The sequence below is a fragment of the Collinsella aerofaciens genome, from assembly GCF_901212495.1.
In the GTDB taxonomy this organism is placed as follows: Bacteria; Actinomycetota; Coriobacteriia; order Coriobacteriales; family Coriobacteriaceae; genus Collinsella; species Collinsella aerofaciens_H.
On the sequence record NZ_CAAKNY010000076.1, the window covers coordinates 19,750 to 44,786 of the forward strand.

General features: G+C 61.2%; 27 protein-coding genes and 1 tRNA gene. 11 read left to right on the forward strand and 17 right to left on the reverse strand.

Annotated features, from left to right (window positions below; translation table 11 throughout):
* The first annotated feature begins 97 nt into the window (after positions 1-97).
* The 3 genes from SFLMC1_RS09240 to dut are packed head-to-tail and all read left to right on the forward strand — an operon-like array spanning position 98 to position 1,490.
* The gene (locus SFLMC1_RS09240; protein ID WP_187323937.1) at positions 98-547 is read left to right on the forward strand and encodes a LysM peptidoglycan-binding domain-containing protein; all 450 of its coding nucleotides are present in this window, start codon (positions 98-100) and stop codon (positions 545-547) included.
* A gap of 51 nt (positions 548-598) precedes the next feature.
* The gene (gene nrdR, locus SFLMC1_RS09245) at positions 599-1,042 is read left to right on the forward strand and encodes a transcriptional regulator NrdR (RefSeq protein ID WP_022093781.1); all 444 of its coding nucleotides are present in this window, start codon (positions 599-601) and stop codon (positions 1,040-1,042) included.
* A gap of 4 nt (positions 1,043-1,046) precedes the next feature.
* Positions 1,047-1,490 (forward strand): dUTP diphosphatase, encoded by a 444-nt coding sequence (gene dut / locus SFLMC1_RS09250; protein WP_152073814.1) that lies wholly within the window; start codon positions 1,047-1,049, stop codon positions 1,488-1,490.
* A 389-nt stretch (positions 1,491-1,879) separates the two neighbouring features.
* Here the strand turns inward: dut and SFLMC1_RS09255 are convergent, their stop codons facing one another.
* Positions 1,880-3,181, reverse strand: coding sequence for an MGDG synthase family glycosyltransferase (locus SFLMC1_RS09255; RefSeq protein WP_152073813.1), 1,302 nt, complete (start codon positions 3,179-3,181; stop codon positions 1,880-1,882).
* A gap of 118 nt (positions 3,182-3,299) precedes the next feature.
* Between SFLMC1_RS09255 and SFLMC1_RS09260 the strand changes: the two genes are divergently transcribed.
* Both SFLMC1_RS09260 and SFLMC1_RS09265 read left to right on the forward strand, forming a co-directional pair.
* On the forward strand, positions 3,300-4,238 hold the full coding sequence (locus tag SFLMC1_RS09260) for an NAD(P)/FAD-dependent oxidoreductase (protein WP_152073812.1): 939 nt from the start codon (positions 3,300-3,302) through the stop codon (positions 4,236-4,238).
* A 154-nt stretch (positions 4,239-4,392) separates the two neighbouring features.
* Entirely contained in the window at positions 4,393-5,004 is a 612-nt protein-coding gene (locus tag SFLMC1_RS09265; RefSeq protein WP_187323938.1) for a DUF1836 domain-containing protein, read from the forward strand.
* Between the two features lie 72 nt (positions 5,005-5,076).
* On the opposite strand, the gene SFLMC1_RS09270 is transcribed toward SFLMC1_RS09265, so the two are convergent.
* The 6 genes from SFLMC1_RS09270 to SFLMC1_RS09295 form a co-directional block, all read right to left on the reverse strand.
* Positions 5,077-5,943 carry a DegV family protein gene (locus SFLMC1_RS09270; protein WP_152073811.1) on the reverse strand — a complete coding sequence of 289 codons (867 nt, stop codon included), beginning with the start codon at positions 5,941-5,943 and terminating at the stop codon, positions 5,077-5,079.
* Positions 5,944-6,121: 178 nt separating this feature from the next.
* The gene (locus SFLMC1_RS09275; protein ID WP_152073810.1) at positions 6,122-7,255 is read right to left on the reverse strand and encodes a coiled-coil domain-containing protein; all 1,134 of its coding nucleotides are present in this window, start codon (positions 7,253-7,255) and stop codon (positions 6,122-6,124) included.
* A 30-nt stretch (positions 7,256-7,285) separates the two neighbouring features.
* Positions 7,286-7,816: an adenine phosphoribosyltransferase gene (locus tag SFLMC1_RS09280; protein WP_187323939.1), complete on the reverse strand. Its 531-nt coding sequence runs from the start codon at positions 7,814-7,816 to the stop codon at positions 7,286-7,288.
* Positions 7,817-7,852: 36 nt separating this feature from the next.
* Complete coding sequence (locus SFLMC1_RS09285) at positions 7,853-8,737, reverse strand: MerR family transcriptional regulator (protein ID WP_152073808.1); 885 nt, start codon at positions 8,735-8,737, stop codon at positions 7,853-7,855.
* Positions 8,738-8,740: 3 nt separating this feature from the next.
* A complete protein-coding gene (locus SFLMC1_RS09290; protein ID WP_187323940.1) occupies positions 8,741-9,175 on the reverse strand; it encodes an FHA domain-containing protein in 435 nt (144 codons plus the stop codon).
* Between the two features lie 65 nt (positions 9,176-9,240).
* Entirely contained in the window at positions 9,241-9,945 is a 705-nt protein-coding gene (locus SFLMC1_RS09295; RefSeq protein WP_152073807.1) for a CDP-alcohol phosphatidyltransferase family protein, read from the reverse strand.
* A 396-nt stretch (positions 9,946-10,341) separates the two neighbouring features.
* Here SFLMC1_RS09295 and SFLMC1_RS09300 point away from each other — a divergent pair, with 396 nt between their 5' ends.
* The 6 genes from SFLMC1_RS09300 to SFLMC1_RS09325 are packed head-to-tail and all read left to right on the forward strand — an operon-like array spanning position 10,342 to position 15,178.
* On the forward strand, positions 10,342-11,070 hold the full coding sequence (locus tag SFLMC1_RS09300; RefSeq protein ID WP_152073806.1) for a lantibiotic protection ABC transporter ATP-binding protein: 729 nt from the start codon (positions 10,342-10,344) through the stop codon (positions 11,068-11,070).
* On the forward strand, positions 11,067-11,837 hold the full coding sequence (locus SFLMC1_RS09305) for a hypothetical protein (RefSeq protein WP_152073805.1): 771 nt from the start codon (positions 11,067-11,069) through the stop codon (positions 11,835-11,837). The genes SFLMC1_RS09300 and SFLMC1_RS09305 overlap by 4 nt, the downstream gene beginning before the upstream one ends.
* Complete coding sequence (locus tag SFLMC1_RS09310; protein ID WP_154063933.1) at positions 11,837-12,652, forward strand: lantibiotic ABC transporter permease; 816 nt, start codon at positions 11,837-11,839, stop codon at positions 12,650-12,652. The genes SFLMC1_RS09305 and SFLMC1_RS09310 overlap by 1 nt, the downstream gene beginning before the upstream one ends.
* Positions 12,645-13,046, forward strand: a complete 402-nt coding sequence (locus tag SFLMC1_RS09315) for a hypothetical protein (RefSeq protein ID WP_152073803.1) — start codon at positions 12,645-12,647, stop codon at positions 13,044-13,046. Before SFLMC1_RS09310 ends, SFLMC1_RS09315 begins: the two co-directional genes overlap by 8 nt.
* A gap of 45 nt (positions 13,047-13,091) precedes the next feature.
* Positions 13,092-13,754: a response regulator transcription factor gene (locus SFLMC1_RS09320; RefSeq protein WP_152073802.1), complete on the forward strand. Its 663-nt coding sequence runs from the start codon at positions 13,092-13,094 to the stop codon at positions 13,752-13,754.
* The gene (locus tag SFLMC1_RS09325; protein WP_152073801.1) at positions 13,742-15,178 is read left to right on the forward strand and encodes a sensor histidine kinase; all 1,437 of its coding nucleotides are present in this window, start codon (positions 13,742-13,744) and stop codon (positions 15,176-15,178) included. Before SFLMC1_RS09320 ends, SFLMC1_RS09325 begins: the two co-directional genes overlap by 13 nt.
* A 608-nt stretch (positions 15,179-15,786) precedes the next feature.
* Here the strand turns inward: SFLMC1_RS09325 and SFLMC1_RS09330 are convergent.
* The 10 genes from SFLMC1_RS09330 to SFLMC1_RS09375 all read right to left on the reverse strand — a co-directional run bounded on the left by SFLMC1_RS09330 (position 15,787) and on the right by SFLMC1_RS09375 (position 25,035).
* Positions 15,787-15,863, reverse strand: a tRNA-Pro gene (locus tag SFLMC1_RS09330).
* Positions 15,864-15,943: 80 nt separating this feature from the next.
* Positions 15,944-17,155 (reverse strand): bifunctional phosphopantothenoylcysteine decarboxylase/phosphopantothenate--cysteine ligase CoaBC, encoded by a 1,212-nt coding sequence (coaBC, locus tag SFLMC1_RS09335; RefSeq protein WP_226814231.1) that lies wholly within the window; start codon positions 17,153-17,155, stop codon positions 15,944-15,946.
* 2 nt (positions 17,156-17,157) lie between these two features.
* Complete coding sequence (locus tag SFLMC1_RS09340; protein ID WP_152073800.1) at positions 17,158-17,877, reverse strand: zinc ribbon domain-containing protein; 720 nt, start codon at positions 17,875-17,877, stop codon at positions 17,158-17,160.
* Positions 17,874-18,683, reverse strand: coding sequence for a Nif3-like dinuclear metal center hexameric protein (locus SFLMC1_RS09345; protein WP_152073799.1), 810 nt, complete (start codon positions 18,681-18,683; stop codon positions 17,874-17,876). The genes SFLMC1_RS09340 and SFLMC1_RS09345 overlap by 4 nt, the downstream gene beginning before the upstream one ends.
* Positions 18,680-19,858, reverse strand: coding sequence for a cysteine desulfurase family protein (locus SFLMC1_RS09350; protein ID WP_152073798.1), 1,179 nt, complete (start codon positions 19,856-19,858; stop codon positions 18,680-18,682). Before SFLMC1_RS09350 ends, SFLMC1_RS09345 begins: the two co-directional genes overlap by 4 nt.
* Positions 19,859-19,864: 6 nt before the next feature.
* Positions 19,865-20,536 carry a ribulose-phosphate 3-epimerase gene (gene rpe, locus SFLMC1_RS09355; RefSeq protein WP_152073797.1) on the reverse strand — a complete coding sequence of 224 codons (672 nt, stop codon included), beginning with the start codon at positions 20,534-20,536 and terminating at the stop codon, positions 19,865-19,867.
* Positions 20,537-20,554: 18 nt separating this feature from the next.
* A complete protein-coding gene (locus SFLMC1_RS09360) occupies positions 20,555-21,562 on the reverse strand; it encodes an NAD(P)H-dependent glycerol-3-phosphate dehydrogenase (protein ID WP_152073796.1) in 1,008 nt (335 codons plus the stop codon).
* A 9-nt stretch (positions 21,563-21,571) separates the two neighbouring features.
* Entirely contained in the window at positions 21,572-22,255 is a 684-nt protein-coding gene (gene plsY, locus SFLMC1_RS09365) for a glycerol-3-phosphate 1-O-acyltransferase PlsY (protein ID WP_152073795.1), read from the reverse strand.
* Complete coding sequence (der, locus tag SFLMC1_RS09370; RefSeq protein WP_152073794.1) at positions 22,248-23,582, reverse strand: ribosome biogenesis GTPase Der; 1,335 nt, start codon at positions 23,580-23,582, stop codon at positions 22,248-22,250. Before der ends, plsY begins: the two co-directional genes overlap by 8 nt.
* A gap of 10 nt (positions 23,583-23,592) precedes the next feature.
* The gene (locus tag SFLMC1_RS09375) at positions 23,593-25,035 is read right to left on the reverse strand and encodes a DUF512 domain-containing protein (RefSeq protein ID WP_152073793.1); all 1,443 of its coding nucleotides are present in this window, start codon (positions 25,033-25,035) and stop codon (positions 23,593-23,595) included.
* Positions 25,036-25,037 lie beyond the last annotated feature (2 nt).

The following is a 25,037-nucleotide window of genomic DNA, read 5'->3' on the forward strand; positions in this document are numbered from 1 at the left end:
AGATAATAATAACCGAACATTCGTTCTCGCGCTAGACATTTTTGTCCGCGCGGCTTGATAAAACTGTTCTCAGCAAAACACGCGAGAGGAGAACATGATGAACGCAACGGATATGGTCCAGGGAAACCTCGCCCTTAAGCTCGAGACGCCTGCGGCGCCGGCTTTCACGGTTGTCAAAGGCGGCCGATCTGGTTTCCAAACGCTGCCTGGTAAGCCCGTCCGCAGCCAGCGTGTCGCCACGACTTCGGCCCCCGCTGCTCTGAAGGTCTCGACGATTGTCGCTCTTGCCGTTGCGCTCACGCTCTTCTTTGTACTTGCTACCTCGATCTTCAGCGCTCGTCACGCCGCATATGCCGAGTCGGTATCCAACGTTACCTACGAGACCGTTCGTGTTCAGTCTGGCGATTCCTTGTGGTCGCTTGCCCAGGAGCATCCTATTGAGGGTCTTTCCACACAGGAGACCTCTGATATGATCCGCGACGTCAATCATCTGGAGCATGGCTCGCTCGATGCCGGTGCGCATCTTAAAGTTCCCGCACGTTCCTAAGATTTAAGTACCGTCGCATGGTACCCTTGTAATCGTTTTAGAGGAGGTACCATGCGCTGTCCCAAATGCGGTAAGGCACATACCCGCGTCGTTGATTCCCGCATGCAGGAATCTAATAACACCATCAAGCGCCGTCGCGAATGCTGCTCGTGCAATTATCGCTTTACGACATTTGAGCGTTGTGAAGACCCTATCGAGGTCATTAAGTCAGACGGAACCAAGCAACGGTTCGATCGCAATAAGCTGCTGGTCGGTTTGATGCGCGCCACGATCAAGCGTGATATCGACACTAAAAAGCTCAATGAGATCATTGACGATATAGAGGTCGAGCTTCGCTCTCGTACACTCACGGCCGTTACGTCTCATGAGCTGGGCGATATGGTTCTTAAGCGGTTGGCCAAGATCGATAAAGTGGCCTACATCCGCTTTGCCTCGGTCTATCGCGATTTCAAAGATGTCGATGAGTTTCTGCAAGAGCTCGACAAGCTAAGGTGATTTCATGTCCAACATTACCGTTAACATTAAGCGTCTCGACCCAGCCGTCGAGCTTCCCAAATACGCCCATCCTACGGATGCCGGCCTTGATCTCCGCGCCAACGAAGACTGCACCCTCAAACCCTTTGAGCGACGTTTGGTCTCCACGGGCCTAGCTATCGCCCTGCCCGACGGCTACGCCGGCTTCGTCCAGCCCCGCAGCGGCCTGGCCATTAAGCAGGGCCTGTCTATAGTCAACACGCCCGGTCTCATCGATGCTCACTATCGAGGAGAGCTCAAAGTCATCCTCATTAACCTAGACCCTACGAACGACATCCAAATCAACAAAGGCGACCGCATCGCCCAACTTGTCATCCAAGAAGTCCCCACGGTCAACCTCGTAGAAGTAGAAGAACTAGACGAAACCGACCGAGGCAAAGGAGGCTTCGGCTCCAGCGGCGTAGCTTAGGGGCGCTCGTATCTCTCCCGGCCGTCTCTCACACATATCATTCCATGCTCAAACATTCTCGCTTCGCTCGCTGCGAAACTGCGCGTGGAACGATATGTGTGAGAGACGGCCGGGCGGCTACTCGCTTGAAAAAATAATTACATTCTAGTAAGCCAATGCGACAAAGAAACAATCCCTTTGTCGCATTGGCCTACTACATTTAGATTTTCCAGTTTCATCTTTGCAGGTTCTAGTGGTGGGGAATCTGGTATAGCTGCTAGTACGTAAACGCAGCTTTCCCGTGGGAGGCCCCTATATATCGTCCCACGCGCAGTTTCGCAGCGCAGCGAGAATGTTTGAGCATGGGATGATATATAGGGGCCTCCCACGGGAAAGCGGGCATTAAGACGCTAGCGGATATGCGCGGGTTTTCCGCCCCAGTAAAAGCGGCAGAAGGCTCGTTTGCGTTTTTGTGGTTTTCCGACGAGTTCCATGGTTGCGATGGCAATGTCTTCGGCTGCGCGTGGTCGGCGCAACACTTCGCCATTGATGAGCAATGCCTTGAGCGACTCCGGATGATCGTGGAGATGGCGCAACGTCACGATGAGCTCTCGTGCCGTGGTGACGTGCATGCTGGCGCCCATGCCGGTGAGCATCGTGGTGTTGGCCTTTTCCTGGCCATAGGACTTGCCCAGCAGGATCATCGGCAGATGTGCGCATAGGCACTCGGTGACCGTGAGTCCGCCCGATTTGAGGATTGCCAAGTCGCAGCCGTGCATGAGGGCCGCCATGTCGTCGACATAGTCCAACACCGTGACGTTCTCGAGCTTCATGGCATCGAAGAGCGTCTTCAGCCGGGTGGCATACTCCAGGTCTTTGCCAGGCAGAAAGACAAAGTGCATGTCTTCGAAGCTGCGCAGGAAGGGGAGTGTGTGGTCCATCGCCGCGCGAAAGCGGACGTAAGGCTGAGGCAAGCTGGCACCGGCCATTACCAGAACGACGGTCTTGTCAGTGGGGAGGTTGAACTTGGCTAGTTCTTCCTCGCGATTGTAGTCCGTGTCGAATCCGGCGCGAATAGGAATGCCGGTAATGCGAATCTTTGCCTCGGGCACCTTGCGCGGACGCAGCGTTTCGGCCATAAATTCGTTGGCAACACAGAATAGATCGGTGTCCTTGTGGGGCCACCAGCCCTCGACTTCGTAGTCGGTCGGCACGCAGGTGACCGGATAATCGATACCCGTAATGACGCGGGCGCCCACGGCAACATTGGCTGCTGTGATGTGCGTTGCGACCACGGCTATGGGCCTGCGGCTACGAATATATTCGTTGAAGGCGGGGAACATAATTCGCGACCATGCCGTGCCGCCACCCCAGAGAAGATGTCCCGTAAGCGTATATCGCCAGGTCAGGTCGTAAATGGGGCGCGTGGCTCCCGTGAAAGAAGCCGCGGTCTTATTGCCGTCGAATGTAATACGTCCAAAATCAAGGATATCGAGCACTTCAATCTCAACATCCTCGGGGATACCATTGGTGCCGCGGATGAGGTCGAATGCCTGCGCAATCGCATTTGCGGCGGCCTTGTGGCCCGAGCCGACCGAGGCGTGCACGATGGTCACGAGAGGTTTTTGCTGAGCCAAGAGTGAGGTTTGCTTCGATTGGGGAGTGCTTTGCGTGAGCAGGGGAGCGTCATCGCTCGTCTGCGTCTGATCCATCGATAACTCCCCTTCGACGTTGTAACACGGTTTTATCATTGTAGTGCATGAGTGTCACGTTCACGTAAATTTGGGTATGAGCGCAAGGAATGACAACGTTTCGACGAGAGGACTCTTCATGACTACCGATCAGACGATCGACGTTGCGATTATCGGCGGCGGTCCCGCGGGCTATGCTGCCGCCATTTATGCGGCGCGCGCCAACCTGACGACGACTGTCCTTGAGCAGGGCATGTCGGGCGGACAGATCACCACGACCAACGAGATCGAGAATTATCCTGGCATTCCGCTGCTGAGCGGTGCTGAACTTGGTGAGCGGTTCCAACAGCATGCTGAAGGCCTGGGGGCTCAGGTTGAATGGAGTATGGTGACAGGCGTCGATTACGATGCCGATGCGGCTCAATTTACCATCCATCACGATATGGGCGACACAGCGGCCAAGAGCGTCATTGCGTGCATGGGCGCCACGCCGCGTCCTGCAGGTTTTGTTGGCGAGGACACGTATCGCGGTCGAGGCGTTTCGTATTGCGCGACGTGTGACGGCATGTTCTTCCGTGGCAAGCAAGTCTTTGTTATCGGAGGCGGCAATTCGGCATGCGAAGAGGCGCTGTTCCTGTCCGACATTGCCAGCAGCGTGACCATCGTGCTGCGTCGCGATCAATTCCGTGCACCCGAAGGCGTTGTGAATAAGGTGCTTGCTAAGGACAATATTTCAGTTAGGTACCAAACTAGTATTGTTGAGCTTTCCGGTGAGGCGATGCCCACGACAATTACCTTCAAGGACAATGCGAGCGGCAAGACGCATACTGAGGCCTTTGAACCTGGCTCGTTTGGCATTTTTGTCTTTGCCGGCACGCAACCTCATACCGAACTTGTCGAGCATCTGGTCGATCTGGGGCCCGATGGCGGCATCCTTACCGATGAGTCCATGGCCACCCGTACACCCGGCTTATTCGCAGCCGGCGATATCCGTTCCAAGCGTTTGCGTCAGGTTGTGACCGCCGTTTCGGACGGAGCTATAGCGGCAACCAGCGCATACACTTTCTTACGCGCATAAGTACGATAATATATCTTATGTAAGGTTGTTATCTTTAAACAAAGTGGTTGGACGGTGCATCAATGTGCTGTCCAACCACTTTTACTTAGCGGCTATGTGGTATGCAAAACTAGATAACCTAGAATACAATATAGAAAACGAACGGAGGTCTCTTATGAACCACGTCAAACATGTTATCCCGATGTCCGATACATCGGTCAGCATTAAGCCGGAGGATATTCAGCCAACGGTGCTGCCGGATGCATTTATTCAGTCCGATATGGCGGGTAAACTCAACGCGTTGAGCCTGCCACGCTATGATCAGCTGCCCAATGTAACGCTCTATCGCGATCAGGTTATTGAATATGTTGCGTTGTGGATGGAGCCGCTTTCGATTTGCGTAGAGCAGCCCGTTATCACGCCATCGATGATCAATAACTACGTGAAGGTCGGCCTCGTTCCTGCTCCGGTTAAAAAGCAGTATGGCCGTGAGCAGATTGCGCGTCTCATCGTCATTTGTATCTTTAAGCAGGTGCTGCCCATCGCCGCGATTCAGGCGCTCTTTAATATTCAGCGTTTGAGCTACGACGCTCCGACGGCTTTCGATTATGTAGTCGATCAACTTGAATCATCGATTCGTGCGGCATTTTCCGTCGAGCAGACTCCTGTGTCCGATACCGCACATCAGGTTACGCGCGAGTCACTGCTCGTACGCAGTGCTGTATCGTCCTTCGTTTCGAAGGCGTACCTGATGAGCTACCTCAAGTTCAATGGGTTTCATAGCTAACCGAGGTATAAGACGGGCGGGATAAAGAGCCATTGGCCCCTTATCCCGCCCGTACGTTTGTCAAGTTGGACATTATCGGCCCGAAGCCACGCCCATGCCGTAGCCGATAATGAGGCCGTGCATTTCGGCATAGTATGAATCTAGCCCGTTACAGGGCATGATGATGGTCTTGGAGCCGGGCCAGTGTTCCGCAATGCGGCTGGCAAGTGCCTGGGCGCCCGCCTCATTATCGACATGGTCGATAACGACTTCGCCACCAGTATAGCCTTCGGCCTCCATGGTATCGATAATCTTGCCAAGCATCTTCTTTTCGCCACGCGTGTGCCCAACGAGTTCAATTTTGCCCGCTTCGCTCGCCGTGCCCAAAATGCGGATATTGAGCTTGTTGGCGATGACTCCGGCCGCCTTAGGGATACGTCCGGCCTTGGCGAGGTTTGCGTAATTGCACAGGCTAAAGAGGATCTTGCTGTTCTGCTCCAAGCTATCAAAGTAGGCACAGGCGTCCTCAAAGGAGGCATCCGGGTTGCTCGCAAGATAGCGGTCGAACAGCAGGAAGATTAGGTCCATTTTGCCACCTGCGGCTCGTGAGTTAACCAAATGAATCTGACGGTTGGGATCTTCGGCAAGCACCATGTCACGTGCGGTGGCCGCGGCATTGTAGCTTCCTGAGACGCCCTCGGAGATGGGCATGCAAATCGTCTTGTCGGCAAGCCTAAAGAGTTCGGCCCACTCCCCTACGCTTGGACAGGCGCTCGAAGAAGCACTCGACTCCGCCTGCACGGCACTATTGAGCTCGTGCACGTCGAGCGTGAGGTCATCGATAAACTCTCGCTCCCCCACTCGGATCTTAAGGGGTGCAAATGCGAAGGTGGTATGAGGTGCGGTTGGCTGCCAATCGCGAAGATTGCAGCTCGAATCGGAGATAAGTGCCCAGCTCATTGAGGGTCCTTTCTAATTGTTCCCCAACAATTATAGCCATCTTTCTGATCGATTGGACGGCTATCTAGTTTTGAATACTAGATAGCCGTGTTGATCTCAAGGCAAAAGGTAGGGGCAAAAAGAATGGGCCTCGTGACTCAAGATCGCGGGGCCCACGTTCGTTCGCTGTAGTAATAAATTAGTAGCGTACGAAGATGTAGTTGTTGTTCATACCGGCTGCGACGGAGCTGATGATGACGCCCGTTTTGTAGTCGGAAGCATGGATCATCTGACCATTACCGATATAGATGCCGGTATGGTAGGAGTTAACCACAACATCGCCGGGTTGCGGATCGGACACACGGGTCCAACCCATGAAGGTGCCGGTGGTGCCCAGACGGCAGTAGCGTCCCGTGAGGCAATAGCTTACAAAACCGGAGCAGTCAAAGCTGTCCGGTCCAATGCCACCCCAAGAGTAAGCGTATCCGAGCTTGCTATAGGCGCGCGAAACAACGGAACCGCCATCAACGGACGGGCTCGGTGCGGAAGGCGTCGGAGAAGGAGCCGGAGCCGGAGCGGGCGTCGGGGGCTGCGGCGTAGGGGCGGGAGCCGGAGCGGGTGCCGGCGTGTTGCCACCGCCGTCGTTGGTCGTACCGCCACCCTTGTTGGTGTTCTCGGTCGTACCGGCGGTGTCGTTGCTCACCGTGGCCTTTTCGGCGGTGCTAGCATTTATGCCAGCCTGCAGCGCGGCGTTGGCCTGGGCCTCGGCAGCAAGCTCGGCCTGCAACTGTGAATCCAGGGAGTTCACGACACTCTGGGCATCAGCCTGCTGGGCATTGAGCTCGTCGACCTTCTTCTGCGTCGCGGCGACGTTCTGCTCCTGCTCGGTTTGCTTATCGGTAAGCTGCTGCTTAAGGTCCTTGACCTCTTGAATGGTTTGGGCCTGCTTGTCGGACACCTTACCGTAGTAGAACAGGCGGTTGAGCATGTCGCCCAGATCGTCGACGCCCGTCAGAACCTGAAGGAGACTCAGACCGCCGGTCTTGTACTCACCGGCAACGTAGGTCGAAAGCTTTGCCTGACCTTCGGCAATCTCTTGCTGCTTTTGCGTGATCTCGCCTGCAGTCTGATCAAGCTCCTGCGTCTGCGCGGAGAGTTCATCATGAATTTGCTGGGTTTGCGTGCCAATCTGCTCGAGTTTAGTACGAGCAGCGGCAAGGTCGGATGCGGTATCGGCGTAGGCCGGAGCCACGAGGCCCAAGCCCAAAACACAAGCGAGGGTTGCCGTAGCAGCGCAGCGTGCCATATTTCTGTGCGTATTTGCTGTGCGCATGGAGCTTCCTTTCCAGTACTAGGGTAACGGCTAGTCCACCGTTACCAGGCTAAAGAGCTCAACGTCCTCATGGGAAGGCGTGAGCTTCTCGCGCGGGTTAAGAAACGCAAGCTCAAGGATACAGCCATAGCCTACAAGCTTTGCGCCCATATCTCGCACCAGTTTACCTGTTGCCTCGACGGTTCCGCCCGTCGCGACCAAGTCGTCCAGAATCAACACGGTATCTTTAGAGCTGATGGCATCGGCGTGGATCTCGATAGAATCCGTTCCATACTCGAGCTCGTAGCTCTCGCTGACCGTCTTGCGCGGCAGTTTGCCCGGCTTACGTGCGGGAACAAAGCCGGCACCCAGGGCGACGGCCACGGGAACACCGACCATAAAGCCGCGGGCCTCGGGTCCCACGACCTTGGTAATGCCCATGTCGGCAAAATGCTCGGTCAGGGCATCCACCATGGCCTTCAGGGCCTCGGGATTGCCAAAGAGCGGTGTGATGTCCTTAAAGACGACTCCGGGCTCGGGATAGTCGGGGATATCGACGATATGAGATTCGAAGTCGTACATGGCGTGACCTTTCATGGATTGCCGGGTGGACGGCGGTTATTTACCCGTGTCAGTAGACGAGCTATGCGAGGTGACGATGACCTTGGACGGGTGTACGAGCGACTCGTCGTGTGCGGCAACCGCGGAGACACTTGCCCCATCGCTTTTAGCCTTGGTGGATTCGGAACGCGCGATCTCCTCATCGAGAGCATCGATGTCAGCGTCCTCGACCACGGCGTTGAGCGACTCAAAGACACGGTTCTTAAGTAGCGCGGTGTGCACACCCTCGGTGAGGTCGTGCAGCTTCTTAAAAGCGCGCTCGAGCTTGGCATCGCGCTCGTCATCGGAGGTATCCATGCCGAGCATGCTCACAAGCACCTGCTCAAACATCGAAGACTCGCGGTTTGCCGACGATACGTACTGGCGCAGGTTACGCGGCTCAATGTGGAAGCGCGACAGCTCCGAGCAGTAACGGATAATCGGGAAATCTCGGCCATCGACGAGCTCACGGTTCTGCGGGCTCTTGATGATGCGGATAAGATCGTTCTCGGCAAGGGAGCGGATAAACGAGATCTCAACACCGAGCATATCGGGGATCGTCTCGATGGGGTGCAGCTTTTGCTTGGTCTCCTTGGGCTCCGTCTTAAGCGGAACATCGGACAGAAGACCCACCTCGTAAGCCAAAGTGGACAGGTCCGTTGCGTTTTCCAAGCGCTGCTTAATCACGTTGAGCGGCATGTAGCGGGTCTTCTGCAGGTGCAGGATGACCTCGAGACGGTCAACGTCTTCCTTGGAGTACTGGCGATACCCCTTAGGCGTCCGATGAGGGGCGATGAGCCCCTCATCTTCTAGAAATCTAATTTTTGAGTTCGATAGATCGGGGTATGCGCCTCGAAGTAGGTTGACGACTTGGCCGATACTCAGATAGTTGCGTTCGGCCATTACCTACTCACCGGTTTCGATGCGCTCCGGCGTGCTCTCGTGGTAGATGAGCGTGAACGTACCGATCTGAACGGAAGAGCCGTCGTGCAGCGGAGCACCGTTGACGATGGCCCCGTCGACCCAGGTGCCGTTGAGCGAGCCCAGATCCTCAATACGGGCGCCCAGGCCCTCACGAATAATGCGTGCGTGGCTGCGCGAGACAGTCATGTCGTTGAGGAAGATGCCGTTCGCGGGATCGCGGCCGATAGTGGTCACGTCGTCCTCGAGCTCAAAGGCAGCTCCGGTCTGCGGACCCTTGACGATGGACAGAACCGGAGCAGTGATGCGCACGTTGGCCATAAGGTCGGGAACGGTGACATCGCTCGAAGGAACACGGAAAACGCAGGTAGCGTCCGCAGTCTTATCGTTCTGAGGCATATTGTTATCCTTGTTGTCCATGACAACCCCTATCTAACGCGGACGTGCCGCAAAAAATGTACCGTACGTAATCATACCCCAACGACCTAGTCTTCGATTTCGGGGTTCAGAAAGTCGATGTCCTCGTCCTCGGGATGCGCGATGGCCTGTTTAATGGCCACCCCTCCCTTAATGGTATAGATGACAGCGGTGAGCATGGAGAAGATGACGCCGCCGTAGACAAAAAAGATGCCGAGGGGCACCGAGCTGCCGTTGAGGCCCGGGAATGCCGTGTGCGTGGCGGGTAGCAGATGCCAGCCGTCCACGACGGGGAACCCAAGCAGCATGAGCGAGAAGCCGGTCATGAGCAGTGCCGTGGCAATCTTGCCGGGAAAGACGACGTCGATGGGGCGCCGGTGGTAGTGCCGCACGGTGAGCGTGCCGATGCCCAGGTAGATATCGCGGCCGATAATGAGCACGCAGACCCAGATGGGAAGCTCGCCGCGGACGACCAGGCCCAGCACGCCGGTAAACAGCAGCGCACGATCGCAGATGGGATCCATAACCTTGCCGAGCCACGAGACCGTTTTGGTCATGCGGGCAATCTGACCGTCCATCCAGTCGGTGGAAGCCGCGATGGCATAGATGACAATGGCGACGACACGGTTGTTGTCCGTCACAAACAGGTACAGGAAGACGAGCGTGAGGATCAGGCGCGTAAAGGTGATGAAATTGGAGATCGTGAAGATCTTATTCGACGGGTAATCGGAAGTGCCGATAAGCTCCTTTTTGATCTTCTTCTTGATGCCCACAGGACTCCCCCGCTGGTAAACGACAAAACTTACGATACTATACCCGTTCTGGCGATGTCTAACCAGCGTAAGCATAGAGAGTCCAGACATATGAAGGGTGCTTCTGGGCGGCGCGAGATTCTGCATTTGTGTACGTCAGCCTCCAAAAACGTCATTTTTCGGCATCTTTGATGGCTGACGTACACGTTTTGATTCGGTGATTGCATCGATCGAGAAAGTTGTTGCCTTAAGCAAATTAATCATGATGTGCGGGTCGAGAAGGGTTGGCGCCAAAAGAACCCAACGGCCGTTACGGCTTCGTTAGAAACGCGCCCCACCATGGATAGTGAACCCGAAAGGTAAGGCGCGCGAGCACGGTGACTTGGCCCGCGCGCCCGGAAGAGGAAGGATAAACCCATGGGTTACATGCTCGAGACGCGCGGGCTCACCAAGCGCTTCGGCCGCGGCGACCAGGCGCAGGACGCCGTGGCCGACGTGAGCCTTCATATCCGCGAGGGCGAGGTGTACGGGCTGCTCGGTCCCAACGGCGCCGGCAAGTCGACAACGCTCAAGATGATCTGCGGGATGCTGCGGCCGACGGCCGGGGAGATTCTCTTTGCCGGGCACGCCTGGCGCCGCGAGGACCTCTACGCAATCGGCAGCCTCATCGAGGAGGCGCCGCTCTACCCCAACCTCACCGCGCGCGAGAACCTGCGCGTGCGCACCACGCTGTTGGGCCTTCCCGAGAGCCGCATAGATGAGGTGCTCGCCGCCGTGGACCTCACGGACACCGGGAAGAAGCGCGCCGGTCGCTTCTCGATGGGCATGCGGCAGCGCCTGGGGCTCGCGCTGGCGCTGATCGCCCGGCCACGCCTGCTCGTGCTCGACGAGCCCACCAACGGCCTCGACCCCATCGGCATTGAGGAGCTGCGCGACCAGATCCGCGCCTTCGCGGCGGCGGGTACGACGGTGATCGTCTCGAGCCACATCCTCTCCGAGGTGCAGCAGATGGCGGACACCATCGGCATCATCTGCGGGGGGCGCCTCGCCTACGAGGATGCGCTTCGTCCCGGGCAGGACCTCGAGGAACTCTTCATGAGCTTCTGCCGGGAAGGGCGACGAGCGCGCGGGGAGGTGGCGGCATGACGGGTGAGAAAGGCGGCCTGCTCGCGGCCCTGCGCGCCGAGGCCCTGAAGTCGCGCCACGCGGCACCGGTTCGCCTGGCCGTGCTCATGGCGCTGCCGATGCCGCTGCTCGGCGCGATGCCCTACCGGGGCGTGCAGATCTTCAGCGCGTGGAACTACTGGTACGTGCTCTTCCTGCCCGTGTGTCTCTCGCTCGTGGTGGCGTGCGTCGCGCGGGCGGATGCTCGCACGCGGATGCGGGGGCTTCTGGGCCTGGGCTTCCCGCTCGGGCGCGCCTGGTGGGCCAAGGCGCTCTGGTGCCTCGCGCTCTGCACGCTCTCGAACCTCGTGGTCTTCGGCATCTACCTCGCGGGATCGGCGTTCTCCTCGCAGGGCCTCACGGTCGCGGGCACGCTCACGATGCTCCTCTGCGCGCTCGTCAACACGGTGACCGCGGCGTGGATGATCCCCGCAGGGCTCTTTCTCACGGCGCGGCTCGGCATGCTCGCGGGCATCTTTTGCCCGCTCACCGCGCAGCTCATGGGTGGTTTCGCCTGGTCGCTGATGCCGCTGCCGCAGCTCTTTCCGCCGTCGGCGAGCATGGTCATCCCCACGAGCTTCATCCCCGTGCTGCCGAGCGGCGAGCCACTCGCGGCGGACATGGCGCTTGGCGGGGCGCTCGCGGCGGATGGCATGCTCACGCTGGCGGGCCTTGCGGTCAGCGCGCTCGCGTTCGCCGCGCTCACGGCGGCGGGCGCGGCCTGGTTCGCGCGCTCCGAGGAGAGGTGATGGCCATGACACGACTCTCCGACCCGACGCCGCGCATGACTCTCTCGCGGGCCCTGCTCTCCGAGGGCCTGCGCCTGGCGCGCTCCCCGCTCACGGCGGTGCACCTCGTCTGCGGCCTGGCAGCCGGTCTTGCCTGCGGTGAGTACTTCTCAGTAGCCCGATGGGACCCGGCGCTGGGCGCGGACGCCTACGTCCAATTCCTCGGCGCCCTCATGCCGCTCATGTCCGCCATCGTCTGCGGGCTCGCCGTGGACGAGGAGCGCGCTGCCGGGCGCCTCGCCAACCTCACGGCGGTCCCCTCGCGCGGGCGTGCCGTCGCGGCGAAGCTGCTCGCCCTTGTGGCGCTCGGCGCCGCCGCGCTGGCCGTGGCGCTCGGCGTGTTCGGGGCCGTGCTCGCCGTTGCCGGACGCCTGCCGCTCGGGCCCGCTCCGCTTGCGGCCGCCTGGGCGGGCATCGTGCTGGGCAGCCTGCCCCTCTACGCGCTGGGGCTCTGGGTGGCCCTGCGCCTCGGCCGCAACGTCGCCATCGGCGCCGGCGCGGCGGGGGGGCTCCTCGCGTTCTTCTCGGTGGGCGGACTTGCGCACGGCCTCATGACCGGCGAGCTCACCGGTGCCCTGGTGACGCCCCTGAGCTGGGTGCCGCTCGCCTGGCCCGCGCGCCTGGGGTCACTCGGGGTGGAGGCCTTCATCGACGCCGCACGCGCGGCGGGCCCTCTCCTCACGACTGCGCTCGCTAGCCTCGTGCTCACCCTGGCAGCCGACGCCGTCCTTCTCGTGTGGTTCTGCCGCTTCGAGGACGGGAGTGTAGATGCGTAGGAAGCCGCTCACCGCCATGCTCGTCCTCCTCTCCGCAGCGCTCGTCCTGGGCGGGAATGCCCTGCTCGACGCCGGCTGGGGGTCGGCGCTGCGCTCGATCGCCGACCGCGTGCTGCCCAACCCTGAGATCGCCATGTGGGCGCCCGCGCCCGAGCCCGGCAGCCACGCGAGCACCTACGCCGACGCCACCGGGGCGGGGGCAAACTACGTCTACCTGGTGGACGCGGCGGACGACAGAGGCAATGTCCGAGAGCTCCAGCTCATCTTCTTCGGGCGGGAGTCGGACGGCGAGGGCTGGCTCGAGATTGAGGCGCACGGCGGCTCGGGCGTGCGCTACCGCGCGTGCGACGCGGTCGAGGCACCCGTGGCTGCGCGCAGGGCTCTGGACCGCTGAGCGCGGCGTTAGTACAATTTCGACGAGAGTTTCAGGAGGTCGATCATGGCGAGGATACTGGCAGTGGATGATGAACGGGCGATCCTCGACGCGCTCGCGCGCGTCCTCGGCCGCGACGGCCATGAGGTCGTCAGGGCGCTGGACCCGACGGCGGTCCCGGGGATGGACCTCTCGCGCTTCGATCTCGTGCTCTGCGACGTCATGATGCCGGGGCTCGACGGCTTCGAGCTCGTGCGGCAGATCCGCCCGGACTTCGACGGGCCCATCGTCTTCATGACCGCGCGCGTGGCCGAGGAGGATGCCGTGGCCGGCTACGGCCTGGGCGCCGACGACTACGTCCGCAAGCCCTTTGGGGCCGCAGAACTGCGCGCCAAGGTCGCGGCCCATCTACGCCGTGAGCGCCGGCCGCGCTCGCACGCCCTCTCCTTCGGGGAGGTGCGGATCGACCTCGGGGCGCGCGACCTCGCCGTGGGCGGCGAGACCGTGCCGCTCACGCCCACCGAGTACGCCATCTGCGAGTACCTCGCGCGCCACCCCGGCCAGGTCATGAGCCGCGCGCAGATACGTGAAGCGGTGCTCGGCTGGGAGAGCGACGCCGACGACGCGGCCATATCCATGCAGGTCAGCCGCGCCCGGAGGAAACTCTCCGAGGCCGGCGCCGATCCGATCGCGACCGTCTGGGGGATGGGGTACAAATGGCAGCTCTGAAGATCGGGGCGCGAGGTCGCGGGGGCATGCCGCTCTCCTTCGTCATCGCGCGCTACTTCGCCTACGCGTTCGCGGCGGTCGCCACGGCGTGGCTCGCCTCGTTCATGGTGCTCTTCGTGGCGATCAACGCGGGCTTCGTCTACGAGGCAAGCTGGGGGCCGGCCAATGCGCGCGAGGTCGCGGAGGGCCTGGCACGCGACGGCGTCTGCGGGCAGCAGGACGTGCCGACGGCGTACCGCTACCTCATCCTGAACAAGGACGGAAACGTGCTGATGACAGACCTCGAGAGCAAGCGGCTCGAGGACGCGACGGAAATGGCCCGTACGGCACTCGCCGCGGATCCGGGCACAGTGGAGATCGAGGGCGGGGGTTCGGGCCTCACCTACGCCGCGTTCCCGCTCAAGGGCGGCGGGGCCTGCGCACTCGTCAGCGAGTACCTGCCGCAGTGGGTCTCGCGCGACCTCGCCGGCCTGCTTCCCAACCCGCAGAACCTCATGCTCGCCGGCGCCACGGCGGGAAGCGCGCTCGCGCTCGCGCTCGTGGCGCGCCGTGCGAGCCGCGTGATCTCGCGCAAGATGGCGCCGCTCGCGGAGGCGGCGGAGCGCGTCGGCGCGGGGGAGCTCGACTTCACGGTCGGCAGCACCAACGTTCGCGAGGTGAACGACGTCCTCGCAGCGATGGACGCCATGCGGGCCTCCCTCGCCGAGTCGCTCGAGGCCCGCTGGGCCGCGGAGCGGGGGCAGCGCGAGCAGATGGCGTCACTCGCCCACGACCTCAAGACGCCGCTCACCGTGCTGCGCGCCAACGCCGACTTCGTGGCGGAGGAGCTGGAAGACGAGAATGACGCCGATCTCTCGGCCGCCGCGCGCGACATAGCCGGCGGTGTCGAAAGGCTCGACGGCTACGTGCGCCTGCTCATTGAGGCCTCGCGCGGGTCCGGCGGGGCGGAGAGGGCCCCTATACGGCCGGCCGAGCTCTGCGAGCAGGTTCTCGCCGAGGCCGCCCAGATCGCCCGGGCGCGAGGCGTGACGCTCGACGCGGCCACGGGCCCCGCTGTCGCGGGCGCTCCCGAGGCCCCGCTCGACCGAACCACCCTGGCGCGAGCCGCCGCGAACCTCGTGGCCAACGCCGCCGAGCACGCTCGCTCGCGCGTGGCTGTCTCCTGCGACGTCGCGGGCGGGCGCCTCGTCATCGAGGTCGCCGACGACGGACCGGGCTTTTCTCCCGCCGCCCTCGAACGCGGCTGCGAGCGCCTCTTCACAGACGACTCCTCCCGCTCTTCGCGCGACGGAGGCCGCCACTACGGGCTCGGCCTCCACGTCGCCTCCGAGGCCGCGAGCGCCCACGGGGGCTCCGTCTCGCTCGCCAACAGCCCCTCGGGCGGCGCGGTGGCCACCATCGCGGTCCCCCTGTGCGGGATCTGACGACTTCCTCGATGTCTACCTCGACTGCGATATGTCGCTCGCCGAGGCCGCGACGAGATGGTGTTGCGTCTGCTCCGCTTGGTGCTTCTATCTCAAATTTGATCTGATGTAAGGCCCGTGCAATCCTGCATGGGCCTTCCTTTTGGCAATTGCTCGACCGATTCGTGGCTTGAAACACAAATTATCGAGTTAAGGAGACATGGGGTCATGCAGCGGCTCTCAGAGCGCCCGCCGCACTCCCCCGCCAATACCCTGCGGCGTCCTCGTATGTGGAGCCCATCCCGTTTGGCATATCGTTGCAATCGCCCACTTGTCCACCGATCAAGTGAACTACTGGAATAAATACAGCGACACGCTTGTTCGTTACAGTCGCTATATCTGCGTAAATCGCCGCGATAAATACAGCCCGTACTCGGCTGCATACCAGCTACGCGTATGTAGATTCATATCGCGTTAATAAATCGGCTCAAGCGCGTGCAAAACGCACAAGTAGCCGCAAAAGGCGAATATCGCGTAGGTAGATTTTTGGCACCCTGTTGCTTAATCAAAATTAGGCAATTGCTTAAAACAAAAAAGGCCAGGCACTATGTGCCTGGCCTGCAAACTTCTGGTCGGGACGACTGGATTCGAACCAGCGACCCCTTGACCCCCAGTCAAGTGCGCTACCAAGCTGCGCCACGTCCCGAAGCTTTTGTTTGTTGCTGTGCTCTCGCTCGCAACAGGGAGTATATTAACCCGAAACATTGTCGTTACGCAAGAACTATTTTAAATATTATGAAGCAAGTCCAAAATTGTATCTGCGAGCTGGGATTTTGTTAGCACAGGAAGTTCTTGCGTACCTGCTGTGCTCACGATCCAAGCCTTGTTGGTATCAGTTCCAAAGCCCGAATCGGCGCGCGAGACATCGTTGGCGATGATCGCATTGCAGCCCTTGCGGGCCAATTTACGCTTAGCGTACTCCACGACGTTATCGGTCTCGGCTGCAAAGCCGATCACGCACCGCTCGCCCTTCTGGCGCGAAAGCTCGGCCAAGATGTCAGCCGTCTCGACGAGCTCGATTCGATCCAGGCGCTCGTTGGCCTTTTTGAGCTTATGGTCCGCCGGGGCCGCCGGCGTGTAGTCGGCGACGGCGGCGGCGCAAATGGCCGCGTCGGCCGTCTGGAAGGCGCTCAGCGCTGCCTTGAGCATTTCTGAGGCGGTCTGTACGTGCACGCACTCCACACCGCGGGGAACGTCGAGCGATGTCGGTCCCAGCACGAGCGTGACGGCGGCGCCGCGGCGTGCGGCCTCCCCCGCCAGAGCGATACCCATCTTGCCCGATGAACGGTTGCCGATAAAACGCACGGGATCGATCGGCTCGTGCGTGGGGCCGGCAGTGATCACGATGCGCTTGCCCGCCAGGTCTTGCGGGACGGGGTTCAGCACCTCACAGACGGCCTCGACGACGTCCTTGGGCTCGCTCATGCGCCCCGTGTCCACGTCGCCGCAGGCAAGGTAACCGTTGCCGGGTCCCACCACATGGACGCCACGGTCGCGCAACGTTGCCATGTTGGCCTGCGTCGCCGGTGCCTTCCACATGCCGTTGTTCATAGCGGGTGCGATCACAATGGGTCGCGGCGTGGCGAGCAGCGTGGTGGAGATGAGGTCATCGGCAATGCCGTTGGCCATCTTGGCGATGATATTGGCCGTCGCGGGCGCCACGATCACCAGATCGGGCTCCTGCGCCAGCGAAATGTGGTGGATGGGGTCGGAGGGATCGTCGAACAGACCTACAGCGACGGGCTCGTTGGTGAGCGCACGGAAGGTAAGCGGCCCCACGAACTCGGTGGCATGCTCGCTCATAACGACCTTGACGCGCGCGCCGCGCTTTTGCAGCAGGCGCACGATATTGCACGACTTATAGGCGGCGATCCCGCCGGTAATGCCCAGCAGGATCGTTTTACCCTCAAGTTGCATTGAATTGTTGGGCGCCGCCATCGTTAGGCTTCCTTGCTCGGGAGCACCAGCAGGCGGTGGCAGTACGGGCAGTGCGCGATCTCGCTACCGTCGTGGTTGAGGTCGCTCATGGATGATGCCTGCAGCGCGGTGTGGCAGATGGTGGGAATGTTGCCCTTGATAGTCTCGACGGCCAGGCCACGGAACTGCTTAAGCAGGCGCTCGTAGTCGGCGAGCACATCGGTGGGCAGCGTAGCGGCAAGGGCAATGCGCTCCTTGGTGGCGGCGTCAATCTGAGCCTGGAGGTCGGCAGCCTTGGCACGGGTGGCCTTGGTATCGGCTTTCACGCCTTCCTCGAACTTGGCGATGATGGCCTGCGCGCGAGTCTCGCGGTCGAGCGCCTCCTTATGGGCGACAACGACATCCTTGCGGGTGTGCTCGATCTTGTCCAGACGCTTTGCCAGGGTGGCGAGCTCATTCTCCAGGTCCTGCACCTCGCGGTAATCAGAACCGTCGACGTGACGCTTCTTGGCAGCCTCGATGGCGTTATTGGTCTGAATCTCGGTGGTGTTGAGATCGTCGAGCTCAATGTCCAGATCCTTGCGCTGTGCGTAGAGCTTGGTCATCTCGGACTTGAGTTTCACATAGGTCTTGCGCTTGGAAGCGAGCTCCTTGAGCTCCGGCATATTGGCAAGTTCGCTCTTGTTGCGCGCGAGCTCCAAATCGATCTGTTGCAGCTTGAGTAGCGTAGCGCCGGCGCTCATAAGTTCTCTCCTTTTGTCACAGTCCACCATTGGCAAGGGTTCAGTATTTTAATCGCATGACGGGGGTCGACCCCGGCGTCAACTGCAGAGTTCATCAATATATCAACGAACGACTCCTCGGAGCGGTCGTGGCCGAGTAGGATCACGCCTAGGCCACGTAAGGCAAGGTCCTGCGCCACGTGGTAGCCGGCTTCTCCAGTCACAATTACATCTGCGCCTGCGGCGATGGCAAGCTCTCCAAAATCGCCGAGGGAGCCGCCCAGAATGGCGACGGTGCGGCACGGGCGCTCGGCATCGCCCCATACGCGCGGGTCGCTGCCGAAGGCCGTGGCAGCACGTATGGCAAGATCGCGCAGGTTGCAGGCATCGTGGAGGGTCGCGAGTGCGCCCAGACCGGTGAGCTCAGGCTCGTCCACATGCTCCAGCGAGCTCATGGGCTCTGCGCCCAGCAACTCGCTCAGGCGAACGCGCGCTTCGTGCGAGCGGTCCAGGTTGGTGTGAAGCGAGATGATGCTCACGCCGCAACGAGCTGCCTCGTACAGCGCGGCGCTGCACTGGGGACGCGCGGGATCGGCCGGACAAAAGGCCTCGGGCGCCTTGATATAGATGGGATGATGCGTCAGCAGCACGTTGGCGCCGGACTCCAGGGCGCGGTGCACGTTGGCCTCGGTCGCGTCGAGTGCGCAGGCAACACCGGTGATCTTTGCAGTGGGATCTCCCACAGATAGCCCTACATGATCCCAGCCCTCTGCGTCCGCCTTGGGGTAGCGTGCCAGCAGCGCATGTTCAAGCTCGGAGACAATCATGCGGCGCCTACGATCGAAAGCAGCGTCTGGGCGAACTCATCTAGGTCGGCAGGGTTCACGCGGTCATCAAACGAGATGCGCAGTGCGCCTAGCGCCTGCTCGCGACCAATGCCCATGGCGCTGAGCACATGGCTCGGGTCCATGCTGCCGCTCGAGCAAGCCGATCCGGCCGAAACCTCAAAGCCGGCGGCATCGAGCTTGATGATGAGCTCTTCGGAGTCCATGCCGTCAACGTAGATTGAAACCATGCCTGGCAGACGATCTGCCTGCGCGTAGTCGCCCATCGTGGCGTGAATGCGAGGATGGGCCGTAAGCGTGGCGTAGAGCTTGTCGGAAAGGGCTTGCAGCTTCGCGCGCTCCTGGGCAACGTGGGGCGCCAGCGTGCAGGCGGCAGCGGCAAAAGCCAGCTGCGTGCGCAGATCCTGCGTACCGGCGCGACGGCCGGCTTCCTGTCCACCGCCAAAGATGCGCGGACGCAGCGGCGTGCGGTTCTTAAGGTAGAGAGCGCCGGATGCCACAGGGCCGCCGATCTTGTGCGCGGCAACGGTCATAGAATCGACGCCTAATTCGGTGACATCGAGCGGAATATGCAAGTACCCCTGGATGGCATCGGTATGAAACAAGGCGCCGTCAGCATGTGCGGCGGCGGCCAGCTCGCGGATGGGCTGCACCACGCCGGTCTCGTTGTTGGCGACCATAATGCTCACGAGTGCCACGTCGTCGCCTAGCAGCTCGACAAGCACGGCAGGGTCAATGAAGCCCGCCCGGCAGGGCTGCACCAGGTCGACGGTAAAGCCGGCGGCACGCAGCAGCGGCAGGTTGTCCAGAATCGAATCGTGCTCGATGGCCGAAACGATGACACGATCGCGCTTGCGATCGCGCTGACGAGCACCCTCGGCAAGACCGAGTAGCGCCAGCTGGTTGGCCTCGGTGCCGCCGTTGGTAAGGATGATCTCGGACGGGCGAACGCGTGCGCCAAAGCTACGGGCGATCTCGCGACGGGCGACTTCCAGGCGTGCGGCGGCCTTGCGGCCAAGCGAGTGCAGTGAGTTGGGGTTGACGCCGGCAAGCTCGCTGTCGTCATATTCGCGCTGCGCAAGGCGCGCCTCGGCGCGCATGGGCGTCGAGGCGGCATAGTCAAGATTCACGGGTATGCGATTTTGACCTGCGGTCATAAGGGTTTATGCCTCCTGTGCGGCCTCGTTGCCCAGTTTCTGCAGCAGCGCAACCTCGGCAGCGGGATCTTCGGACTTAAATACGGCGGAACCGGCCACGAGCACGTTGGCGCCAGCCTTGACAACATCAGTGATGTTTTTGGAGGAGATGCCGCCATCGACCTCGATCAGAGGCGACACGCCGTGGCGCTCGCACATGGCCGTAAGCTCGTGCAGCTTAGGTAGAGTACCGGGAATAAAGCTCTGGCCGCCAAAGCCAGGGTTCACGCTCATCAGCAGCACCATGTCGACAACGTCGATGATGCTTTCGAGCACGCAGACGGGCGTGGCGGGGTTGAGCACCACGCCGGCCTTGACGCCGCGCTGCTGCAGATGGGTGAGCGTGCGGTGCAGGTGTGTGGAGGCCTCGTAGTGCACGGTGATCATGTCGGCACCGGCGTCGGCGTACCAATCGACCGTCTCGTCGGGGTTCGACACCATCAGGTGCGCGTCGACCGGTACATCGGTGGAGCGCTTGACGGCCTTGAGGATGTCGACGCCAAAGGTGAGGTTGCCGGTAAAGTGACCGTCCATGACGTCGAAGTGCACGTAGTCGGCACCGGCGATCTTATCGAGTTCGCCCTTGAGGTTGGCCATGTCGGCCGAGAGGACGGACGGAGCGATTTTGATGGAACCCATGGTAGAAGCCTTTCTGCGCTAGTCGGTGAGTCCGTAGAACTCTTGGGAGGGTACGCGATCGGTAAGAATCTCGAGCGCCCTATCCAAAGTAACACCGTTGTAGAGCGTTTGCTCCACGGCAAAGGTGAGCGGAATGTCTACGCCCAGTGAACGGGCGAGTTCGCTGACGCTGCGGGCCGCGACGGCACCCTCCACCACCATATGCGTGCGCGTCTGGTACTCGTCGAGCGAAACGCCATGAGCGAACTCGAAGCCAAAGGTGCGGTTGCGCGAATGCTCGGAGGTGCAGGTGGCGATAAGGTCGCCCATGCCGGCAAGTCCCATGCAGGTCATGGCCTGACCGCCGCGGGCGTGTACCAGGCGGCTGATCTCGGCCAGACCACGCGTCATGATGAGAGCGAGCGTGTTGTCGCCTGCGCCCGAGCCGGCGGAGATGCCACACACGATGGCGATGACGTTTTTCATGGCGCCGCAGACCTCGACGCCGGTCATGTCCTGCGACAGGTAGATGCGGAAGGCCGTGGACAGCAGCAGCTCCTTAAAGGTCTCCCCTACCTGTTGGTCTTCACTGGCGATGACGGCGGCCGAAAGTCCACCACGGCAGATCTCCTCGGCATGGTTGGGGCCCGAAAGCGCCGCCACGCGCGCCTCGTTACCGATCTCGCTGGCGATGACCTCGCTCATGAGCAGGCCGGATTCGGGCTCGATGCCCTTGGTGAGACAGAGCGCCGGGGTGTCGGTGGCGATAAAGGGTGCCGCCTGGTGGCAGACGTCGCGCAAATGCGTCGAAGGCACAGCAAAGATGATGGCCTCGGCACCGTCGAGCGCCTGAGCCAGGTCCGTCGTGGCGACAACGTTTTCCGGCAGCACGTAGTCCAACAGATAGCGGGGATTACAGTGCTCGCCGTTTATGCCCGCGGCCGTCTGCTCGCTATGAGCCCACATGGTCACACGCTCGGCTCGCGCGGCGGCAAGGCCGGCGACGGCGGTTCCCCAGGAGCCGGAGCCAATCAGCGCAACATTCATGACTCTCTCCTACTTATCGTCGGGCTCGGTGACACGCTTGGTAAACGAGAGTTTGGACTCCTTACCCGTCATGAGCTTTTTGATGTTCGCACGATGGGCCCATACCACGGTGATGCCGATCAGCGCCATGCAAAACTTGAGGCCCAGGCTGCTGTACGGAAAGACCGCGCAGGCGGCGATGGGAAGACCGATGGCGGCGGCAAGTGAGCCCACCGACACGTACTTGGTGATGGCGACGGCCACAATAAACATGCCCAGTAGCGACAGACCAATGGGCCAGTACCAGGCAAGAATCACGCCCAGGCCCACGGCGATACCCTTACCGCCGTGGAAGTTAAGGTAGGGCGAAAAGATGTGTCCCCACACGGCAGCCAGGCAAATGACGCCGAGCATCCAGTCGCCGGCGGCACCGGGAGCCATGATGCTCACAGGGAAGCCATAGCCCACGCTCGCGATGAGCGGACGCGCGATAAGGACGCAGATGGCGCCCTTAAGGCAGTCGAGCAGCAGCGTGAGCGCGGCCACCTTAGGGCCAGCCACGCGCAGCGCGTTGGTGGTGCCGATGTTGCCGGAGCCCGCCTTGCGAATGTCCGTGTGGTTGAACACGCGGCCCAGGATCAGGCCAAACGGAATCGCTCCGATAAAGAACGAGACCACGGCGCAGATGGCGGTCAGCAGAATCGGATTAAGCATCCTTTTGCTCCTTCTTCCTAAAGAAGAGTCGAATGGGCGTACCGGCGAAGTCGAAGGTCGAGCGCATGCGGTTCTCCACGTAACGCTGGTAGGTATCATTGACCAGGTCGCTGTGGTTGACGAAGAAGGTGAACGTCGGCGGGTTGACGCCCGTCTGGGTCACGTAGTGCATGCGCAGGCGGCGCTTGCCGTCTACCACGGTGTGGCCAAACTCGCGCAGGTCGGTGAGGAACGTGTTGAGGCGCGAGGTGGTGATCTTTTGCGAGCGTGTCTTTTCGGCGGCATCGACCATGGCCCAGATCTTCTCGACGCTGCTACCGGTGAGGGCAGAGATGCGCAGGTACTGGGCCCAGGGAGCCATGACGCCCAGACGGCGGTCGACGGTCTCCATGCAGGCCTCGCGCTTGCGGTCGTCGTCGAGCAGGTCCCACTTGTTGAGCAGCACCACGATGGCACAGCCGCGCTCGATGGCCAAGCCCATGACCTTTTGGTCCTGCTCGGTGACGCCCACGGAGGCGTCGACGACGAGCAGCGCCACGTCGGCGCGGTCGATGGCACGCAGGCCGCGAACCATGGAGTAGTACTCGATGTTCTCGTACACGGTGCTCTTCTTGCGAATGCCCGCGGTATCGACCATGCGGTAGTGCTTGCCGTCGCGCTCGACGACGGTATCGATGGCGTCGCGCGTGGTGCCGGCGATGTTGGACACGATGGAGCGGTCGGCGCCCAGGATGCGGTTGAACAGCGACGACTTACCGGCGTTGGGGCGGCCGATGATGGCGACGTTCAGCGCGTCGGGGAATTCGTCGGCGACCTCGTCCTCTTCCTCGGGGAGCAGGGCCACGATATCGTCGAGCAGGTCGCCCGTGCCATGGCCGTGCAGGGCCGAGAGCGGCGTGGGCTCACCGATGCCGAGCGAATAGAACTCCCAGATGTTGTCGTTCTCGCGATCGGGGTTGTCGAGCTTGTTCACCAGCAGAAAGACCGGCTTGTCGGAGCGCTTGAGCATGCGGGCGACCGACTCGTCCTCCTCGGTGACGCCGGTGCGGCCGTCGACCACAAACAGGATGACGGCGGCTTCCTCGGCGGCGGCGAGGGCCTGGTCGCGAATGGACGTGGCAAAGACGTCATCGCTCTTGAGCGGCTCGATGCCGCCCGTGTCGACGATGGTGAACTCGCGGCCGTTCCAATCGGCCGTGTGATACGAGCGGTCGCGCGTGACGCCGCGGGACTCGTGGACGATGGCGTCCGAGGTCTGGGCCAGGCGGTTGACGAGCGTGGATTTGCCCACGTTGGGGCGTCCGACGACGGCGACGATAGGTTTCATCTGCTCTCCTTTAATGGGTAGGGTCAGCGGGAATAGTTGAATTGGCGGGCGTTATGCCAAGAATGTGCTCCAGGGTATCGAGCAGCTCATGCGGCATGGTCGATACCACATGAACCTCGGCGCCGCGACTGGTAAGGCTTGCGAGTAAATCGTCACGATGATACTCGTCAAGCGTCATGCCGTCAGCGTTGAACATGAGCTTAGGCACAAAGAGCATAACCCCCGACAGGTCTTGCGGCAGCTGCTCCAAGATGTCGCTCGCGACGATGAGGCCGGTCACGTCCACGTTGCCGCCAAAGTAGCGGTTTTTGATGGCTGTGACGGTGCCGGCAAGGCCGTGCGGCGATTCCACAAAGCGCGCCACCGTATCGCGCGCGCTGGCGCCCGAGAGGCACAGCAGGTGCTGGCCGCGGGCTGTGATGGCCTCGCGAACGCGGGTCAGGCGTTCGGCATCGGCAGTCAGTACGCAGTCGGTCTCGTCCAGATACGAGCGGATCATGCCGATGCCGTCATAGTACTGCGGGTAGCCGTCGTAAAAGTCCGCCTCGGGAGGCTCGATGCCGGCGTCCAGGTAGAACTCGTCGCTCATCTGGAAGGTGTGGCGACCAAAGCGCTCGAAGGCACGGTCCTGGAAGGGCCGGATCATGGCAATGGTCTCGCGCGCGAGCTCGGGCTTATCGCTGTAGGACCAGCTAAAACGGTTCTGATGCTTGGTAAAACCGAGCGGCACAATGCCCAGGCTCGTGATCTGCTCGTGATCCTCGCAGTAACGCAGGGTCTTTTCCAGCTCCTCTCCGTCGTTCAGGCCGGGGCACAGCACAATCTGCGCGTGAATCTCGATGCCGGCTGCCATGATGGCCTCGAGCACGTCCATGCCGCGCTGGGCGTTGCGGCCCATCATACGGCGGCGGACATCGGGGCTCACGGCGTGGACCGACACGTTCATCGGACTCATGTTGCGATCGATAACGTTTTGCACGTCCTCGTCGGAAAGGTTCGTGAGCGTGACAAAGTTACCCTGTAAAAAGCTCAGGCGATAGTCGTCGTCGCGAATGTAGAGCGTGGAGCGGCCGCCCTTGGGCAGCATGGTCATAAAGCAGAACACGCAGGCATTGACACAGGTACGCATGCCATCAAAGATGGGGCCGTCGAACACAAGGCCCCAATCCTCACCCGGGAAGCGGTCGAGCTCGACGGGGGTGATGGTGCCGTCGCGCGGGTCGAAAACCTCCAACTCGACGGTGTCGTCGTCGGCTTCCCAAAGCCATACGATCATGTCGGTGAGCTGCTCGCCGTTGACCGTGAGCACGCGCATGCCCGGCTCGATACCCACATCCCATGCGGGCGATTCGGGGCGCACGTTCTTAACGAGCGCACCCTCCCCCGGCTCGGGGTCGCGGCTGCGCCCGTAATCGGCCACCTCGGCGGCGTATGCGGGTACGGTCTGGTCCATCA

Bases quoted from the DNA above. Each gene is read 5' to 3' on its own strand.
- SFLMC1_RS09300 (WP_152073806.1), top strand. From the start codon at position 10,342: ATGGGTTACATGCTCGAGACGCGCGGGCTCACCAAGCGCTTCGGCCGC.
- SFLMC1_RS09260 (WP_152073812.1), top strand. From the start codon at position 3,300: ATGACTACCGATCAGACGATCGACGTTGCGATTATCGGCGGCGGTCCC.
- SFLMC1_RS09325 (WP_152073801.1), top strand. From the start codon at position 13,742: ATGGCAGCTCTGAAGATCGGGGCGCGAGGTCGCGGGGGCATGCCGCTC.
- nrdR (WP_022093781.1), top strand. From the start codon at position 599: ATGCGCTGTCCCAAATGCGGTAAGGCACATACCCGCGTCGTTGATTCC.
- SFLMC1_RS09290 (WP_187323940.1), bottom strand. From the start codon at position 9,175: ATGGACAACAAGGATAACAATATGCCTCAGAACGATAAGACTGCGGAC.
- plsY (WP_152073795.1), bottom strand. From the start codon at position 22,255: ATGCTTAATCCGATTCTGCTGACCGCCATCTGCGCCGTGGTCTCGTTC.
- SFLMC1_RS09280 (WP_187323939.1), bottom strand. From the start codon at position 7,816: ATGTACGACTTCGAATCTCATATCGTCGATATCCCCGACTATCCCGAG.
- SFLMC1_RS09320 (WP_152073802.1), top strand. From the start codon at position 13,092: ATGGCGAGGATACTGGCAGTGGATGATGAACGGGCGATCCTCGACGCG.
- SFLMC1_RS09285 (WP_152073808.1), bottom strand. From the start codon at position 8,737: ATGGCCGAACGCAACTATCTGAGTATCGGCCAAGTCGTCAACCTACTT.
- SFLMC1_RS09255 (WP_152073813.1), bottom strand. From the start codon at position 3,181: ATGGATCAGACGCAGACGAGCGATGACGCTCCCCTGCTCACGCAAAGC.
- coaBC (WP_226814231.1), bottom strand. From the start codon at position 17,155: ATGGCGGCGCCCAACAATTCAATGCAACTTGAGGGTAAAACGATCCTG.
- dut (WP_152073814.1), top strand. From the start codon at position 1,047: ATGTCCAACATTACCGTTAACATTAAGCGTCTCGACCCAGCCGTCGAG.
- SFLMC1_RS09340 (WP_152073800.1), bottom strand. From the start codon at position 17,877: ATGAGCGCCGGCGCTACGCTACTCAAGCTGCAACAGATCGATTTGGAG.
- SFLMC1_RS09275 (WP_152073810.1), bottom strand. From the start codon at position 7,255: ATGCGCACAGCAAATACGCACAGAAATATGGCACGCTGCGCTGCTACG.
- SFLMC1_RS09240 (WP_187323937.1), top strand. From the start codon at position 98: ATGAACGCAACGGATATGGTCCAGGGAAACCTCGCCCTTAAGCTCGAG.
- SFLMC1_RS09265 (WP_187323938.1), top strand. From the start codon at position 4,393: ATGAACCACGTCAAACATGTTATCCCGATGTCCGATACATCGGTCAGC.
- SFLMC1_RS09305 (WP_152073805.1), top strand. From the start codon at position 11,067: ATGACGGGTGAGAAAGGCGGCCTGCTCGCGGCCCTGCGCGCCGAGGCC.
- SFLMC1_RS09360 (WP_152073796.1), bottom strand. From the start codon at position 21,562: ATGAATGTTGCGCTGATTGGCTCCGGCTCCTGGGGAACCGCCGTCGCC.
- rpe (WP_152073797.1), bottom strand. From the start codon at position 20,536: ATGGGTTCCATCAAAATCGCTCCGTCCGTCCTCTCGGCCGACATGGCC.
- SFLMC1_RS09310 (WP_154063933.1), top strand. From the start codon at position 11,837: ATGGCCATGACACGACTCTCCGACCCGACGCCGCGCATGACTCTCTCG.
- SFLMC1_RS09375 (WP_152073793.1), bottom strand. From the start codon at position 25,035: ATGGACCAGACCGTACCCGCATACGCCGCCGAGGTGGCCGATTACGGG.
- SFLMC1_RS09315 (WP_152073803.1), top strand. From the start codon at position 12,645: ATGCGTAGGAAGCCGCTCACCGCCATGCTCGTCCTCCTCTCCGCAGCG.
- SFLMC1_RS09350 (WP_152073798.1), bottom strand. From the start codon at position 19,858: ATGACCGCAGGTCAAAATCGCATACCCGTGAATCTTGACTATGCCGCC.
- SFLMC1_RS09345 (WP_152073799.1), bottom strand. From the start codon at position 18,683: ATGATTGTCTCCGAGCTTGAACATGCGCTGCTGGCACGCTACCCCAAG.
- SFLMC1_RS09270 (WP_152073811.1), bottom strand. From the start codon at position 5,943: ATGAGCTGGGCACTTATCTCCGATTCGAGCTGCAATCTTCGCGATTGG.
- der (WP_152073794.1), bottom strand. From the start codon at position 23,582: ATGAAACCTATCGTCGCCGTCGTCGGACGCCCCAACGTGGGCAAATCC.